Raw genomic sequence first — 16,281 nt, 5'->3', positions numbered from 1 at the left:
AGCGATTGCGCTAGAGGTTGGTTGTCTGTCGTGCGCCAGCGGGTTTCCCGCCGGCGCATGGCAGGCTCCCAGCCTCAAGTTTTATCTGGATACCTGCTTTGCCTGAGTAACACCTGGACAAGCCGGTCGGGCCGATTCCCGACATTGCCCAAGAATTTCGCAAGAAACCAGTTCCCCCAAGAGCCACAAAGAAGGTAGGACACCGTGAACCCGGTAATCAAAAAATTCCAGTTCGGTCAGTCGACCGTTACCCTCGAGACTGGCCGTATCGCCCGTCAGGCCTCCGGCGCAGTATTGGTCACCGTTGACGACGACGTCAGCGTATTGGTGACCGTAGTCGGTGCCAAGCAAGCCGATCCAGGCAAGGGCTTCTTCCCTCTGTCTGTTCACTACCAGGAAAAGACTTACGCTGCCGGTAAGATCCCTGGCGGTTTCTTCAAGCGCGAAGGCCGTCCTTCCGAGAAAGAAACCCTGACTTCCCGACTGATCGACCGTCCGATCCGTCCGCTGTTCCCTGAAGGTTTCATGAACGAAGTGCAGGTTGTCTGCACCGTCGTTTCCACCAGCAAGAAGACCGATCCGGACATCGCTGCGATGATCGGTACCTCGGCTGCCCTGGCGATCTCCGGCATTCCTTTCGATGGCCCGATCGGCGCTGCCCGCGTTGCGTTCCACGAAAGCACCGGCTACCTGCTGAACCCGACTTACGAGCAGCAAGCTGCTTCGAGCCTGGACATGGTCGTTGCCGGTACTTCGGACGCCGTGCTGATGGTTGAATCGGAAGCCAAAGAGCTGACCGAAGACCAGATGCTGGGCGCGGTACTGTTTGCTCACGACGAGTTCCAGGTTGTGATCAACGCGGTCAAAGAACTGGCTGCCGAAGCTGCCAAGCCAACCTGGACCTGGGCTCCTGCACCAGAAGCCACCGAACTGCTGGGCGCTATCCGTGCCGAGTTCGGCGAAGCGATCTCCCAGGCCTACACCATCACCGTCAAGGCCGACCGTTACGCTCGCCTGGGCGAGCTGAAGGACCAGGTCGTTGCCAAGCTGTCCGGTGAAGAAGGCCAGCCTTCTTCCAGCGAAGTCAAAGCGGCTTTCGGCGAAATCGAATACCGCACCGTTCGCGAAAACATCGTAAACGGCAAGCCACGTATCGACGGTCGCGACACCAAGACCGTACGTCCGTTGAACATCGAAGTCGGTGTTCTGCCAAAAACCCACGGTTCGGCTCTGTTCACCCGTGGCGAAACCCAGGCTCTGGTCGTTGCAACGCTGGGTACTGCCCGTGATGCACAGCTGCTCGATACCCTGGAAGGCGAGAAAAAAGACCCGTTCATGCTGCACTACAACTTCCCTCCGTTCTCGGTGGGCGAGTGTGGTCGCATGGGTGGTGCTGGTCGTCGTGAAATCGGTCACGGCCGTCTGGCCCGTCGTTCGGTTTCGGCCATGCTGCCTGCCGCTGACGTGTTCCCGTACACCATCCGTGTAGTGTCGGAAATCACCGAATCCAACGGTTCGAGCTCGATGGCTTCCGTTTGCGGTGCTTCCCTGGCCCTGATGGACGCTGGCGTTCCAATGAAGGCGCCGGTTGCCGGCATCGCCATGGGCCTGGTTAAAGAAGGCGAGAAGTTCGCCGTCCTGACCGACATCCTGGGTGACGAAGACCACCTGGGCGACATGGACTTCAAGGTAGCCGGTACCGCCAAAGGCGTCACCGCGCTGCAGATGGACATCAAGATCAAGGGCATCACCGAAGAAATCATGGAGATCGCTCTGGGCCAAGCCCTGGAAGCGCGCCTGAACATCCTCGGCCAGATGAACCAGATCATCGGCCAGTCGCGTACCGAACTGTCGGCCAACGCTCCGACCATGATCGCGATGAAGATCGACACCGACAAAATCCGTGATGTCATCGGTAAAGGTGGCGCGACCATCCGTGCGATCTGCGAAGAAACCAAGGCTTCGATCGACATCGAAGACGACGGTTCGATCAAGATCTTCGGCGAAACCAAGGAAGCTGCTGAAGCTGCACGTCAGCGCGTTCTGGGTATCACCGCTGAAGCCGAGATCGGCAAGATCTACGTCGGCAAGGTTGAGCGCATCGTCGACTTCGGCGCATTCGTCAACATCCTGCCGGGCAAGGACGGTCTGGTTCACATCTCGATGCTGAGCGACGCTCGCGTAGAGAAAGTGACCGACATCCTGAAAGAAGGTCAGGAAGTGGAAGTGCTGGTACTGGACGTGGACAACCGCGGTCGTATCAAGCTGTCCATCAAAGACGTGGCAGCAGCCAAGGCTTCGGGCGTTTAATCGCGCCTTACGCCTGACCGCTTCAGCGTTGTAAAAAATGCCCCACCGTGAAAACGGCGGGGCATTTTTTTTGTCTGCGAAACATCGAGACATTGCGCGAAGTTGCCGGACCTCGATAGCAATGCTAGGTTTAGCGCACCGCCCGTGTAGCTCAGCCGGTAGAGCAGCGCACTCGTAACGCGAAGGTCGCAGGTTCGATTCCTGTCTCGGGCACCATCTCCCCCCTGGTTATTTCACCTTTCTGCTCAAGTCCTCGACGGTCCGCTTGAGGTTGTCGGGTTCGCGGTCCTGGTCGCTGACTTCCCGTTTCAGGCTGGAAATCCCGCTGCTGTCTGAACTTCTCGCCGCCATCAGCGCATCCTGTGCACAACTTTTTGTGGGGAGATGTAAAGAGACGTGCAAATCGTCCGACAAACATCCTATATTCGGAGCCTGCATGAGCTTCGCCCAGCAGTTTTCAGATGATCCCGAATGGTTCTGAAGGCCAGACAGACCGGGCTACAAGCGGTTCTTCTGCGTCAGAGAGATCCTTGATGATCCAGATCCATCTTCCATTCCCCAGATCAGCGAGAACAACATGACCGTAAAAGAATTGAGCCAAGAAGAAAGACACGAAGAAGCCCTCAAGAAGTACGTGCTGGACGCGCCCGAATTGATGGACGAGATCAAGGACTTGAGTCCGGACGATCAGAAAGACCAGATTCAATGGGCCTTCGAGGATGAAGCCGAAGCCCAGGGCTTGCAGCCGTGGGAGCTGACGCTCAAGTACACCTCGACCCCGGAGGAGTACGAGACAGAACGCCTGAAGTTGCACAAAGAAGCGGCCGAGGTGCTGGGCGTCGAGTGGGAAGAATACTGCGAGATGAACAATCTGGTAGTTTGAGAGCAACTTCAAGCTTCAAGCTTCAAGCGGCAAGCTTCAAGTCAAGGCAGATCCGCTTGAAGCTTGCAGCTTGTCGCTATTAACTGCTTCTCAAATACTCAAACGCATCGACAGATCGACCGCCTTCACATCCTTGGTCATTGCACCGATCGAAATGTAATCCACTCCGGTCCGGGCAATCGGCAGCAACGTGCTCTCGTTGATCCCGCCGCTGGCCTCCAGCTTGGCCTTGCCGGCATTCAGGCGCACGGCTTCGCGCATGTCGTCCAGGCTCAGTTCGTCGAGCATGATGATGTCGGCACCGGCCGCCAGCGCTTCTTTCAGTTCATCCAGGCTTTCCACTTCAATCTCGACCGGCTTGCCCGGGGCGATCTTGTGCGCGGCCGCGATGGCCTGCGCGATGCCGCCGCTGGCGGCGATGTGGTTTTCCTTGATCAGGAAGGCGTCATACAGGCCGATGCGGTGGTTGTGGCAACCGCCGCAGGTTACGGCGTACTTTTGCGCCAGGCGCAGCCCCGGCAGCGTTTTGCGGGTATCGAGCAGCTTGACCTGAGTCTCGGCCACGAAGTCCGCCAGGTATTGCGCGCGGGTGGCGACGCCCGAGAGCAGTTGCAGGAAGTTCAGGGCACTGCGTTCGCCGGTCAGCAGTGAGCGCGCCGGGCCTTCGAGGTGGAACAGCACCTGATTGGGCGTCACCCGTTCACCGTCGGCAACCTGCCAGTGCACCGCCACCCGTGGGTCCAGTTGCCGAAACACGGTATCCACCCAGGCGGTGCCGCTGATGACGGCCGCATCGCGGGTGATGATGGTGGCTGTGGCCAGGCGTTCGGCCGGGATCAACTGCGCGGTGATGTCGCCGCTGCCGATGTCTTCAAGCAACGCACGGCGCACGTTGGCTTCGATTTCGGCGGTCAGATCGGCGAGACGTAGATTCGGCATAACGGACTCCACAAACAAAGTGGCTCGATTATAGGGCCATGGCATGGACCAACCCAAGGCATCAGAGCATTACGTTGGCGAAGGCGCCTGCATTTGGTCGAATCCCTGAGGGTGTCGGTGTGGGCCATCGATACCGAGCAAACGCCTGTTTGAGATGAGGTGCAGAGTCTTCTGGCGCAAGGTGGAGCTTTTACAAGATAATTCGCCTTGTATTTGACGTCATCGATTTGACGATTCGAAGCATTACCGTTCCAGGGAGGCCGAATGCACAACGACGGGAATGTAGTGCCTTTGCACAAGGCAACTACCGACCAGGTGGCTCACTCGCCACTCGCCCGACTGCCGGCGATTCTTCTCCAGGTCCGCGACAAGGCCGCACAACAGCTGCGACACGGATTGCAGGCGTTGTTCGATAACGCCGACGACACCCTCTTCGAAATGGCCGACCGAGCTCGCTGTGACGTTGAGCAGAACATCTTCTTTCAAACAATGCGCGATTTGCGTCTCAAGCACAAAAGCATCGAGCGGGTGTTTCTCGAGCAGTTCTTCGGTGCGTTCATCCGGCTTGCCCAATACGACCCTGCCATTGCCGCCATGCCCCAGGCCTTGGCGGCCAATGCATCCTTGGCGCAAACCGATGACGAGCGGGAGCGTTCAGTCGCGGTGGATGCGATGGTCAGCCGGGTGCTGGACCGCGACGGGTTGGCCCTGGATCAACTGACGGCCCGACTCTGCGCCTTGTCAGGCAAGGCGCTGGGCGATCTGCACAACCCCATGAGCCCGGCGATGCTCTGCGAATACTTCTTGCAGGCTGCACGCCAGCTGGGGCTGGAGATCAAGGTCAAGCTGATCATCCTCGGGTTGTTCGAGCGTTATGTCCTGAGCGACACCGATCGGCTTTACGCTGAAGCCAATCAACTGCTGCTCGCAACCGGTGTGTTGCCTGACCTTAAACCGGCCCCGATGCGTAGTGCCACGGGCCGACCCGACAGCGCCTTCGTCGAATCGACCGATGGGGCCGTCACCGCGGCCTGCTTGCCCATCGATGACAATGTCCAGGAGGTTTTCGCCGCGTTGCAGGCCCTGCTGTTCAACGTTCGCGGCAGCCTGTCGCCAACGCTGGAAGTCAGTGCCACTGCGCTGCCGATATCCACGCGCGATCTGTTGCGCCTGCTGTCGCATTTGCAGCAATACGTGCCGGCTCCGGAAGTCGTGGACGATTTTGACCTGCGCAACCAGCTCGAACAGTTACTCACCCGGGTCAGCGTCAAAAGTGGCAGGTCGCGGGTTCTCGGGGAGGCCGATGAAGATGTGATCAACCTGGTCGCCATGCTGTTCGAATGCATGCTCGATGATCGCAATCTGCCGGATCCGCTCAAGGCGCTGATCGGCCGACTGCAGATTCCACTGGTCAAGGTGGCGGTGCTCGACAAGAGTTTCTTCAGTCGCAGCAGTCATCCGGCACGACGCCTGCTCAACGAAATCGCCAGCGCGGCAATGGGTTGGGACGCCTGTGACGATCATCAGCGTGACAGCCTGTACGTGCGCATCGATCAGGTCGTACAGCGTTTGTTGAATGACTTTGTCGATGACCCCGCGATATTTTCCGAACTGCTGGCCGACTTTCTCGCGTTTACCCAGGACGAGCGCCGTCGCAGCGAGCTGCTCGAGCAGCGCATTCGTGATGCCGAGGAAGGACGGGCCAAGACCGGGCTGGCCCGCCAGCGTGTCGAGCAGGTGCTGAATCAGGCGTTGTTTGGCAAGTTCCTGCCGCAAGGCGTGCTGGGGTTTGTCCAGGAGGCCTGGAGCAAAGTACTGCTGCTGACGTACCTCAAGCATGGCGATCAGTCGGCAGAGTGGCATGCCGATGTGCGTACCCTGGAGCAATTGGTCTGGAGCGTTCAGCGTCACCACGAGTCCGATGCGGCCAGGATGTTGGCCGCCCTGGTACCGGATTTGCTCAAGTCGTTGCGCGACGGGCTGAACTCATCGGCGTTCGATCCGTTTGCCGCCAGCGAATTTTTCAGCGAGCTGGAAAGCTTGCACGTTCAGGCAGCGGGTGGCTCATCCGCCAGTGCGTCGCTGATGATCGAGGTGCTGACGCCTGTCGTCCTGCACATGGCTGACGAAAGTCAGGTGCACAGTGAGCCGATACGTTTGCTGGCGGACGATGCGGGGTTGCGTCAGGTCGATAAAATGCTTCCGGGCTGTTGGGTCGAGTTTCAGGAAGACCCGGAAAACAGCCTTCGCTGGAAACTGGTGGCTATCATTGCAACCACCGGCCAATACATCTTCGTCAACCGCACCGGCATGAAAGTGCTCGAGCGCAGTCGCCCTGACCTGGCCCTGGAGCTGCGCAATGGCGTGGCGCGAGTGCTTGACGACACCTTGCTGTTCGAGCGAGCTCTCGAGCGGGTGATCGGCAACCTAAAGCGCCTCAAGCGCGGCAAGTGATCGCGCCTTGAGGGAATATCGCGGCATACTGTGCCAACACAGTCGACGTTGAAGGAATCGGTATGCAGTTGGACCCCGCGAGCGGTTGGATTCAGGGTGTGCATGTCTGCCCCTCACCCAACTTCAATGCGCGCCCCACAGACGAGATTTCCCTGCTGGTGATCCACAACATCAGCCTGCCACCGGCGCAGTTCGCCACGGGCAAGGTGCAGGAGTTTTTCCAGAATCGCCTGGATGTCACCGAACATCCCTATTTTGAAGGGATTGCGGATTTGCGGGTGTCCGCGCACTTTCTGATCGAGCGTGACGGAACGGTCACCCAGTTTGTTTCATGCCTTGAGCGTGCGTGGCATGCAGGGGTCTCGAGCTTCGAGGGGCGGGAAACCTGTAACGATTTTTCCGTGGGCATCGAGCTCGAAGGCACGGATGATCTGCCGTTCACCGACGCGCAATACGGCGCGTTGACGGCCCTGACCCGTCAGTTGCAACGGACGTTCACGGCGATCACTACAGAGCGCATCTGCGGGCACAGCGACATTGCACCCGGGCGCAAAACCGATCCGGGGCCGGCGTTCGATTGGGCACGTTATCGCGCCGCTCTGGCACAAGAGGATGGGCAATGAGTTTTCTGGTGTTGCTATTGGCGGTGTGGATCGAAAAGTTCTCGGCCCTGCGCCATCAGGTTCAGCGTGACAGTGGCTGGACGCGCGAGCTGAACAAGCTTGAGACCAGCCCGCGGCTTTCGGGCCGGCCATGGCTGGTGTTGTCGGTGGTGGTCTTGTTGCCGGTGGCGTTGCTGGGATTGCTGCTGGTCGTCATCGAGCCGGTGGCCTACGGGTTGCTCGCGTTGCCGATCCATTTGCTGGTCGTGATCTACAGCCTGGGGCGCGGTGATCTGCTGGGCGATCTCGGGCCGTTCCGCGATGCCTGGCGTCGGGAGGATCTGCAAGCAGCGGCCCTTGTCGCCAAGCGCGATCTGGATATCTGTGCAGACAGTGGCGAGCAGTTGCTGGAGCAGGTCGAAGGGCATTTGCTGTGGGAGGCCTACCAGAGCTTTTTCGCGGTGATTTTCTGGTACTTCCTGTTGGGGCCGGTCGCGGCGCTGAGTTATCGGCTGCTGGCGCTGGCCGAAGAACACGGGAAAAACCCGGCGCTGGTCGAGCGCGCCGGGCAACTGCGTCACGCCTTCGACTGGTTGCCGGTGCGTCTGCTGGCGGCGAGCCTGGCGTTGGTCGGCAATTTTGTCGCGGTCAGTCGGGTGATGCTGCATGAACTGCTGAACTGGAACATCAGCGCCGCGCAATTGATCGTGAACGTCGGGCTGGTGGCCGGTGAAATTCCGGCACCGGTGGCCGGCGTGGAAGGTATCAACAACCTGGACCGCATCTGGGCGCTGCTGCTGCGTGCGGCGGTGCTCTGGTATGCCGGGTTTGCGTTGTGGACGGTCTTGCATTAGTCCTGCACTGAGCCATTGTGGCGAGGGGGCTTGCCCCCTCGCCACAGGGTGATCACTTGCCTGAAGTGCTTCGCCCTGTCGTTAACCTTAAGTTACAAAACTTCCTGCCGATTTAAGTTATACAGAGATAGCGCCGCATAGTGGCTATCTGCTGTCTGTCTGCGCCTGCCAATAAAAAAAATAAGAAATTGAAGGGAGACATCCAGTGAAGAGCTTGCTCTATCCCGCTGTCGCACTGATGAATCGCCTGAGCTTCGGCATGAAGTTCAGCCTGATCAGCGTACTGTTCCTGGTGCCGATGCTGGTGACCAACTTCTATCTGGTGCGTGACTCCTACCGCGAATTCCAGGGCACGCGCATCGAACTGCAAAGTCTCGACCTGTTGGGCAGCAGCCTGGCGTTACGGCGCGATCTGGAAACCCTGAACAACCTGGTGCAGATCAATGTCAGCCTCGGCCAATCCGGGAAGGCCGGCAATGTCGAATCGAAAATCAGCACCCTCGAACAGAATATTCTGACTCGCCTGCAAGGGCTGACGGCGATGACCAGCGACCCGGAGCAGGTCGCGGTGTTTGATGGCAAGCGCGATGAGATGATCGCCGGGTTCAAGGCCCAGCAAATGGAAAACTCCCTGCAGAGCAAAAGCGCCCTGATCGGCAAGCTTGTGGGCAGCGCGCAGATTTTCAGCCAGCTCATCACCAGCCAGTCCGGCCTCAGCCGCGACAACCAGAGCGACATGCGCCAGTTGAGCGAACTCGTCACCCTCGTCACACCACGTGTCACCCAGATTCTGGGCGAAGGTCGGGCAATGGGGTCTTACTCGTTGGGGCAGGGTTTCATCAACTCGGCGTCGAGTACCCGTTTCGATGAATTGCTGGCGCAGATTGAAAAGCTCCAGGCCGAATATGGCCTGAAGTTGCAGGACGCCTTGGGGGCCAGCAACGCCGCCCGCGATACCCTGGCCGCTCAGGCCGATAGCAGCCGGGCATCCTTGAAGAAGGCCAGCGAGCTGTTCGAAGAGCAAGTGGTCATGGCCGATACCCTCGATGCGCCGTGGCAGGGCTTTTACGATCAGGTCAGCGCCCTGATGGATCAGACTTACCAACTCAACGAAGCAACCCTCAAGTATCTGGGCCCGCAGTTGCAGCAACGCCTGGACCAGAATCGCACGCACATGGTCTTGCAGGCCGTGGCGTTATCAGTCGTATTCGTGTTGATCTTTTATCTCTACGGCGCTTTCTATGTCTCGACCCGCACCACGCTCAAGCGCCTTGGAGGGGTGATGGACAAGGTGGCGGCCGGCGACATGACTGTGACCTTCAGCGCCCATAGCCGTGACGAACTGGGCGAGTTGGGTGAGGTGTTCAACGGCACCGTGAAGAAAATCCATGACCTGATCGAACGGGTGGGGCAGACCGTCAGTGAAGTCGAGCGCCAGGCCGGTCAGGTGCAAAACGTTTCCGCGCAAAGCAACCAGGCCGTCGCCGGGCAGCGCACACAGATCGAACAAGTGGCTACGGCGATGAACCAGATGTCGGCCACTTCCCAGGAGGTCGCGCGCAGTGCTGCGGCGGCGGTGAGCAGCGCCCACAGCGTCAACGACGAAACCATCAGCGGTCGCGGTCTGGTGGAGTCGCAGCAAGGCAGCATTGCCGCACTGGCCATCGAAATCGATCAGTCGGTGCGGGTGATCAATCAACTGGCCAGCGACAGCCAGTCCATCAGCCGTGTTCTGGAAGTGATCAAGAGCATCGCCGAGCAGACCAACCTGCTGGCACTCAATGCCGCTATCGAGGCCGCCCGGGCCGGTGAGCAGGGGCGCGGTTTCGCCGTGGTCGCCGATGAAGTCCGGACCCTGGCCAAGCGTACCCAGCAATCGACCGAAGAAATCGAGCAGATGATCGCCAAGCTCCATGGCGGAGTCGGCGCGGCGGTCAAGGCCATGGGCACCAGCCATGAAATGGCCAACGGCACGGTGGGGCAGTCGGAGAAGGTCCAGCGGGCGCTGGAAAATATTCTGGGAGCGGTCGGCATGATCGTCGACCAGAACCAGCAGATTGCCGCCGCGGTGGAGCAACAAACCGCCGTGGCCCACGACATCGACCAGAACATCGTCGAGATCAATCGTGCCGGCGAGCGTACCGCAGAAGGTGCGCACCAGACCGAAGACGCCAGTCGGGCGTTGTCGGCTCAGGTCGTGGAGTTGAAACAGTTGATCAGCGCATTCCGGGTCTGAAATTCTCCTCGGGACCCTGTGGGAGCGGGTTTGCCCGCGAAGACGGCGGCACATCTAACATTAATGTGACTGAAAGATCGCTTTCGCGAGCAAGCCCGCTCCCACAGTTGGCGGGTGCTGGCAGTTATGACCAGTTAAACAACTCGCAGGCATTGGCTGTACTGGTCGCGGCCAATTGCTCGGGGCTGATCACCATGATGCCGGCCAGCGTCGCGCAGATCGCCGGCAAGTGTGCCGGGCTGTTGCGCTGGCCCGGGAACATCGCGGGCGCCATGTCCGGCGAGTCGGTTTCCAGCACCACCGAATCCAGAGGCAGCTCAGCGAGCACGCGGTGCATGCGCAGCGCCTGTGGCCAGGTCGGGGCACCGCCAAGGCCGAGCTTGAAACCGAGCTTGATGTATTCCCGCGCCTCCTCCTTGCTGCCGGCAAAGGCGTGGATGATCCCGGCACGTTTCAGGCGAAACCGTTTGAGCGTGGCAATCGCCGCCGCGTGGCTACGCCGCACATGGATCAATGCCGGAAGATTGAAGTCCGCCGCCAGTTGCAATTGTGCCTCGAACAACGCCTGTTGGCGGTCGCGGTCGAGGGATTCGATGAAGTAGTCCAGGCCGATCTCGCCCACTGCACACAGTTGCCGATGGCCGGCCAGACGGGTCAGCCAGTCACCGAGTTCGCTCAGGTGTTGCGGGCGATGATCGTCCAGATACACCGGATGCAGCCCGAACGCGGCGTGCAGGTCGGGGTCACTCTGCACCAACTCCCAGACCCGTTGCCAATTGGCCTGGTAAACCCCCAGCACCACGATCCGCCGCACCCCGAGGGCGCGGCTTTCGGCCAGCAACGCCTGGCGGTCAGCGTCGAAGTCCGGAAAATCCAGATGGGTGTGGGTATCGATCAGCTCCACGGTTCAGTCCTGGCGAATACGCTGCTTGAACGTGCGCGCAATGGCTTGTACGCCGGGCCGGTAATCCGACTGCTCAATGGCCGCCAGAGCGAGTGCGAGGGCTTTGTCGGCGATCAACTGGTGTTGTTGCGCCATGGCATTGACCGGCAATGGCAGGAAGTCCAGCAACTGGGTGTCGCCAAATGTGCCGAGGCGCAGCGGGCGGTTTTTCAACGGGAAGTCGTGCAGTGCATCGAACACGCCCTGAAGCAGCACGTAGGAGGTGGTCACCAACGCATCGGGCAAATGGCCCAGGCGCAGCAGCAACTCTTCCATCAATTGTTTGCCGCACTCGCGGCTGAAGGATTCGCCTTCTTCGATCAGTACTTCGCCGTTGAACCCGGTGAGGGCCTCATTGAAGCCCGCGGCGCGTTCCCGGCTGATGCTCAGTTCCGGGCGGGCACCGATCAGGGCGATCTGTTTGGGCTGCGGCTCCAGCAGGCTGCGGGTCAGTTGCAGGCTGGCCTCGCGGTCGTCGCTGATCACGGAGCAGAAGTGCTCGGGCTCCATGACCCGGTCGATGGCAATGATCGGTATGCCCTTGGCTTGCAACTGATGATAGCTGTCGTCGCCGGCCGGCAGGCAGCTGGCAACGATCAGCGCGTCGCAGCGCCGGGCGCGGAACAGTTGCAGCAATTGCCGCTCGCTGTCCGGGGCATCGTCGGAACTGGCGATCAGCAGCTGATAACCGCGGGCGCGTGCGCCTTGTTCGAGCAATTTGGCGATTCGCGCGTAACTGGGGTTTTCCAGATCCGGCAGAATGAACCCCAACGTGCGCGTGTGTCGGCTGCGCAAGCCGGCGGCCTGTGGGTTAGGCGTGAAGCCATGTTGTTCGACGACCGCGCGCACGCGTTCGACGGTGGCGCTACTGATGCGCTGTTGTTCGGCCTTGCCATTGATGACATAGCTGGCGGTGGTGACGGACACACCGGCCAACTGGGCAATATCACTGAGTTTCAACCCGCTGTTTCCTTGTTTTTTCGAGATTGCCTCGACATTTTCGTCAATCCTAACCGATTAAGGCAGGCGACCATTGTCGCAACGCATCCGACAAGTTGGACTTCAAGGATGGGCCAATATCGAGTAACGTGCCAATCGATCTAGATTAAACGTTTCAGCAGGCGTATTTTCTACGTATTAGGTGCCTTTGGCCGGTTCTGCCGTGAAACCGCCAAAAGCGATGACCAAGCGCCTAAGCTGACTCATTCAAAACAATACCTGGTGCCCCAAGGCGCCAAAAAGGAGAAAGCATGCTCGAGCTCACTGTAGAGCAGATTTCCATGGGCCAGTCGGCTGTGGATAAATCCGCAGCGCTGCAATTGCTGGCTCGGCATCTGGTCGCCGACGGCCTGGTTGCCGAGGGTTATCTGGCCGGTTTACAGGCGCGGGAGGCCCAGGGCTCGACCTTTCTCGGTCAAGGTATTGCCATCCCCCACGGTACCCCCGAAACCCGCGACCTGGTGTTCACCACCGGTGTGCGCCTGATGCAGTTCCCTGAAGGTGTGGACTGGGGCGACGGTCATATCGTTTACCTGGCGATCGGTATCGCTGCCAAATCCGATGAGCATCTGCGCCTGTTGCAATTGCTGACCCGCGCCCTCGGCGAGACTGACCTGGGCCAGGCCCTGCGTCGCGCCGGTTCCGCTGAAGCGCTGCTGAAATTGCTGCAAGGCGCGCCGCAGGAGCTGGCGCTGGATGCGCAGATGATCGGCCTCGGTGTGGCGGCCGAAGATTTCGAGGAGCTGGTGTGGCGTGGCGCACGTTTGTTGCGCCAGGCCGACTGCGTGAGCAATGGTTTTTCCGCCGTGCTGCAACAGGTTGAAGCGTTGCCGTTGGGCGATGGCCTGTGGTGGCTGCACAGCGAGCAAACGGTGAAGCGTCCCGGCCTGGCCTTCGTCACCCCGGACAAACCACTGCGCTATCTCGGCCAGCCGCTCAATGGACTGTTCTGCCTGGCCAGCCTCGGTGAAGCCCATCAAGCCCTGCTCGAGCGCCTGTGCGCGTTGTTGATCGAAGGCCGTGGCCATGAGTTGGGGCGGGCCACCAGCAGTCGCAAAGTTCTCGAAGTGCTCGGTGGTGAAGTGCCCGCCGACTGGCCCAGTGCGCGCATTGCCTTGGCCAATGCCCATGGTTTGCATGCGCGGCCGGCGAAGATCCTCGCGCAACTGGCGAAAAGTTTTGAGGGTGAAATCCGCGTGCGGATCGTCGACGGCCACGACAGCGCGGTGTCGGTGAAGAGCCTGAGCAAACTGCTCAGCCTCGGCGCCCGTCGCGGGCAGGTCCTGGAATTCATCGCCGAACCGGGCATCGCGGCTGATGCATTGCCGGCCCTGTTGGCCGCCATCGAAGAAGGCCTCGGTGAAGAAGTCGAGCCGCTGCCGCCAGTCAGCCAGGTACGGGAAGTCGTTGCCGATATGGCCGAAGTGATCCTCGCCCCAATATCCGGCAGCGTGGTCCAGGCCATTGCCGCCGCCCCGGGCATTGCCATCGGTCCGGCGCATATTCAAGTCCTGCAAAGCATCGATTACCCGTTGCGCGGTGAATCCGCCGCCATCGAGCGTGAACGTCTCCAGCACGCGCTGGCGCAGGTGCGCCGGGACATCCAGGGATTGATCGAACGCAGCAAAAGCAAAGCCATTCGCGAAATCTTCATCACCCACCAGGAGATGCTCGACGACCCGGAACTGACCGATGAGGTCGATACGCGTCTCAAGCAGGGCGAAAGCGCGGAGGCTGCGTGGATGGTCGTGATTGAAGCGGCGGCCCTGCAGCAGGAAGCGTTGCAGGATGCCTTGCTCGCCGAGCGCGCTGCCGACTTGCGCGACATTGGGCGTCGGGTTTTGCTGCAACTCAGTGGTATCGAAATCCCGAGTGAACCGGATCAGCCGTACATTCTGGTGATGGACGAGGTCGGCCCGTCCGACGTCGCGCGTCTGGACCCGGCTCGCGTGGCCGGGATTCTCACCGCACGGGGCGGCGCTACGGCGCACAGTGCGATTGTTGCCCGGGCCCTGGGAATTCCGGCATTGGTCGGCGCCGGCCCCGGCGTGTTGCTGCTGGCGTCGGGTACGCCATTGCTGCTCGATGGCCAGCGTGGGCGTCTGCATGTGGACGCTGACGCGATGACCTTGCAGCGCGCCACGACCGAACGCGATACCCGCGAGCAGCGCTTGAAGGCAGCCGCCGAGCAACGCCACCAGCCGGCACTGACCACCGACGGCCATGCCGTCGAAGTGTTCGCCAATATCGGCGAAAGTGCCGGCGTCACCAGTGCGGTGGAGCAGGGCGCCGAAGGTATCGGCCTGTTGCGCACCGAACTGATTTTCATGGCCCACCCGCAAGCGCCCGACGAGGCGACCCAGGAAGTCGAGTACCGCCGCGTCCTCGACGGTCTGGCCGGGCGACCGCTGGTGGTGCGTACTCTCGATGTCGGTGGCGACAAACCGCTGCCGTACTGGCCGATTGCGAAGGAAGAAAACCCCTTTCTCGGCGTGCGTGGCATTCGCCTGACCTTGCAGCGCCCGCAGATCATGGAAGCGCAACTGCGTGCCTTGCTGCGGGCTGCCGACAACCGTCCGCTACGGATCATGTTCCCGATGGTCGGCAGCGTTGACGAGTGGCGCCAGGCCCGTGACATGACCGAACGTCTGCGCCTGGAAATCCCGGTTGCCGACCTGCAACTGGGGATCATGATCGAAGTGCCGTCGGCGGCCTTGCTGGCGCCTGTACTGGCCAAAGAGGTCGACTTTTTCAGCGTCGGTACCAACGACCTGACCCAATACACGCTTGCCATTGACCGTGGCCATCCGACGCTGTCGGCCCAGGCCGATGGCTTGCATCCGGCGGTGCTGCAACTGATCGACATCACCGTACGCGCGGCCCATGCCCACGGCAAATGGGTCGGCGTGTGCGGCGAGCTGGCAGCCGACCCGCTGGCGGTGCCGGTACTGGTCGGCCTCGGGGTGGATGAGCTCAGTGTGGGCGCGCGCAGTATTGCCGAGGTCAAGGCGCGGATTCGCGAACTGGGCTTCACTCAGACTCAAACCCTTGCCCGACAGGCCTTGGCCGTGGGCAGCGCCAATGAAGTGCGCGCACTCGTGGAGGCCCTGTAATGGCACGGATTCTCACCCTGACCCTCAACCCGGCGCTGGACCTGACCGTGCAGTTGCCGCGCCTTGAAGCCGGCCAGGTCAATCGCAGCGATGTCATGCACACCCACGCCGCCGGTAAAGGTGTGAACGTGGCGCAAGTGCTGGCCGACCTCGGGCATCAGTTGACCGTCAGTGGTTTTCTTGGCGAAGACAACCTGCAAGCGTTTGAAACGCTGTTCGCCAAACGCGGTTTTGCCGACGCCTTCATCCGCGTTCCCGGTGAAACCCGCAGCAACATCAAACTGGCGGAAAGCGACGGACGCATCACCGACATAAACGGACCGGGGCCGCAGGTCAGCGAAGCGGCGCAGCAGGCCTTGATCGATCGACTGGAGCAGATTGCCCCGGGGCACGATGCGGTGGTGGTCGCCGGAAGCTTGCCCTTGGGCGTCAGTGCGCAGTGGTTGCAGGCACTGATTTTGCGCTTGAAGGCGCTGGGTCTGAACGTTGCCCTCGATACCAGCGGCGATGCGTTGCGTGCAGCGCTCAAAGCGGGACCCTGGCTGATCAAACCCAACGCCGAAGAGCTGGCCGAGGTGCTGGACTGCGAGGTCGTGTCGGTCAGTGCCCAGGCCTTGGCAGCGGAGCGTTTGCACGTCCAAGGCATCGAGCATGTGGTGATTTCCCACGGCGCCGAAGGCGTGAACTGGTTCAGCGTCGGCTCGGCTCTGCATGCCACGCCACCCAGGGTCAGCGTCGCCAGCACGGTGGGCGCAGGTGATTCGTTGCTGGCGGGGATGCTTCACGGTTTGCTCAGTGCCGATACGCCGGAGCAAACCTTGCGCACCGCCACGGCGATTGCCGCGATGGCAGTGACCCAGATCGGATTCGGCATTGGCGATGCAGCGCAACTGGCGCAGCTCGAACAGGGTGTGCGCGTGCGTCCCCTGACAGAACAATAAGAGGGTT

The 16,281-nt window shown here is 60.7% G+C and carries 11 protein-coding genes, 1 tRNA gene and 1 pseudogene; 10 read left to right on the top strand and 3 right to left on the bottom strand.

Annotated features, from left to right (window positions below):
• The first annotated feature begins 204 nt into the window (after window positions 1-204).
• The 3 genes from pnp (at window position 205) to BSF40_RS17035 (ending at window position 3,193) form a co-directional block, all read left to right on the top strand.
• Window positions 205-2,310, top strand: a complete 2,106-nt coding sequence (gene pnp, locus BSF40_RS17045) for a polyribonucleotide nucleotidyltransferase (protein ID WP_007915263.1) — start codon at window positions 205-207, stop codon at window positions 2,308-2,310.
• Between the two features lie 140 nt (window positions 2,311-2,450).
• A tRNA-Thr gene (locus tag BSF40_RS17040) sits at window positions 2,451-2,526 on the top strand.
• Between the two features lie 361 nt (window positions 2,527-2,887).
• Complete coding sequence (locus tag BSF40_RS17035) at window positions 2,888-3,193, top strand: DUF6388 family protein (RefSeq protein WP_015093442.1); 306 nt, start codon at window positions 2,888-2,890, stop codon at window positions 3,191-3,193.
• A gap of 90 nt (window positions 3,194-3,283) precedes the next feature.
• Here BSF40_RS17035 and nadC read toward each other — a convergent pair whose 3' ends face one another.
• On the bottom strand, window positions 3,284-4,132 hold the full coding sequence (nadC, locus tag BSF40_RS17030) for a carboxylating nicotinate-nucleotide diphosphorylase (protein WP_095965942.1): 849 nt from the start codon (window positions 4,130-4,132) through the stop codon (window positions 3,284-3,286).
• Between the two features lie 264 nt (window positions 4,133-4,396).
• On the opposite strand from nadC, the gene BSF40_RS17025 reads away from it, so the two are divergent.
• The 5 genes and pseudogenes from BSF40_RS17025 to BSF40_RS33530 all read left to right on the top strand — a co-directional run bounded on the left by BSF40_RS17025 (window position 4,397) and on the right by BSF40_RS33530 (window position 10,278).
• Window positions 4,397-6,586: a DUF1631 domain-containing protein gene (locus tag BSF40_RS17025; protein WP_095965941.1), complete on the top strand. Its 2,190-nt coding sequence runs from the start codon at window positions 4,397-4,399 to the stop codon at window positions 6,584-6,586.
• A 62-nt stretch (window positions 6,587-6,648) separates the two neighbouring features.
• Window positions 6,649-7,209 (top strand): 1,6-anhydro-N-acetylmuramyl-L-alanine amidase AmpD, encoded by a 561-nt coding sequence (gene ampD, locus BSF40_RS17020; protein WP_095965940.1) that lies wholly within the window; start codon window positions 6,649-6,651, stop codon window positions 7,207-7,209.
• A complete protein-coding gene (gene ampE / locus BSF40_RS17015; RefSeq protein ID WP_095965939.1) occupies window positions 7,206-8,042 on the top strand; it encodes a regulatory signaling modulator protein AmpE in 837 nt (278 codons plus the stop codon). Before ampD ends, ampE begins: the two co-directional genes overlap by 4 nt.
• Window positions 8,043-8,280: 238 nt before the next feature.
• Window positions 8,281-9,372, top strand: a pseudogene (locus tag BSF40_RS33535) (methyl-accepting chemotaxis protein); the annotation flags it as partial.
• On the top strand, window positions 9,349-10,278 hold the full coding sequence (locus tag BSF40_RS33530; RefSeq protein WP_371918094.1) for a methyl-accepting chemotaxis protein: 930 nt from the start codon (window positions 9,349-9,351) through the stop codon (window positions 10,276-10,278). The pseudogene BSF40_RS33535 and the gene BSF40_RS33530, both read left to right, overlap by 24 nt.
• 124 nt (window positions 10,279-10,402) lie before the next feature.
• On the opposite strand, the gene BSF40_RS17005 is transcribed toward BSF40_RS33530, so the two are convergent.
• Both BSF40_RS17005 and cra read right to left on the bottom strand, forming a co-directional pair.
• A complete protein-coding gene (locus BSF40_RS17005; protein ID WP_095965937.1) occupies window positions 10,403-11,182 on the bottom strand; it encodes a TatD family hydrolase in 780 nt (259 codons plus the stop codon).
• Window positions 11,183-11,185: 3 nt separating this feature from the next.
• Window positions 11,186-12,181 (bottom strand): catabolite repressor/activator, encoded by a 996-nt coding sequence (gene cra, locus BSF40_RS17000; RefSeq protein ID WP_095965936.1) that lies wholly within the window; start codon window positions 12,179-12,181, stop codon window positions 11,186-11,188.
• 290 nt (window positions 12,182-12,471) lie between these two features.
• Between cra and ptsP the strand changes: the two genes are divergently transcribed.
• Both ptsP and pfkB read left to right on the top strand, forming a co-directional pair.
• Complete coding sequence (gene ptsP / locus BSF40_RS16995) at window positions 12,472-15,333, top strand: phosphoenolpyruvate--protein phosphotransferase (protein WP_095965935.1); 2,862 nt, start codon at window positions 12,472-12,474, stop codon at window positions 15,331-15,333.
• The gene (pfkB, locus tag BSF40_RS16990; protein WP_095965934.1) at window positions 15,333-16,274 is read left to right on the top strand and encodes a 1-phosphofructokinase; all 942 of its coding nucleotides are present in this window, start codon (window positions 15,333-15,335) and stop codon (window positions 16,272-16,274) included. The genes ptsP and pfkB overlap by 1 nt, the downstream gene beginning before the upstream one ends.
• Window positions 16,275-16,281: the final 7 nt, after the last annotated feature.

The organism is Pseudomonas sp. ACN5 (assembly GCF_002303975.1).
In the GTDB taxonomy this organism is placed as follows: Bacteria; Pseudomonadota; Gammaproteobacteria; order Pseudomonadales; family Pseudomonadaceae; genus Aquipseudomonas; species Aquipseudomonas laurylsulfatiphila.
Note: the sequence above shows the minus strand (reverse complement) of the source record. Positions and strands in the feature narration are given on the sequence as shown.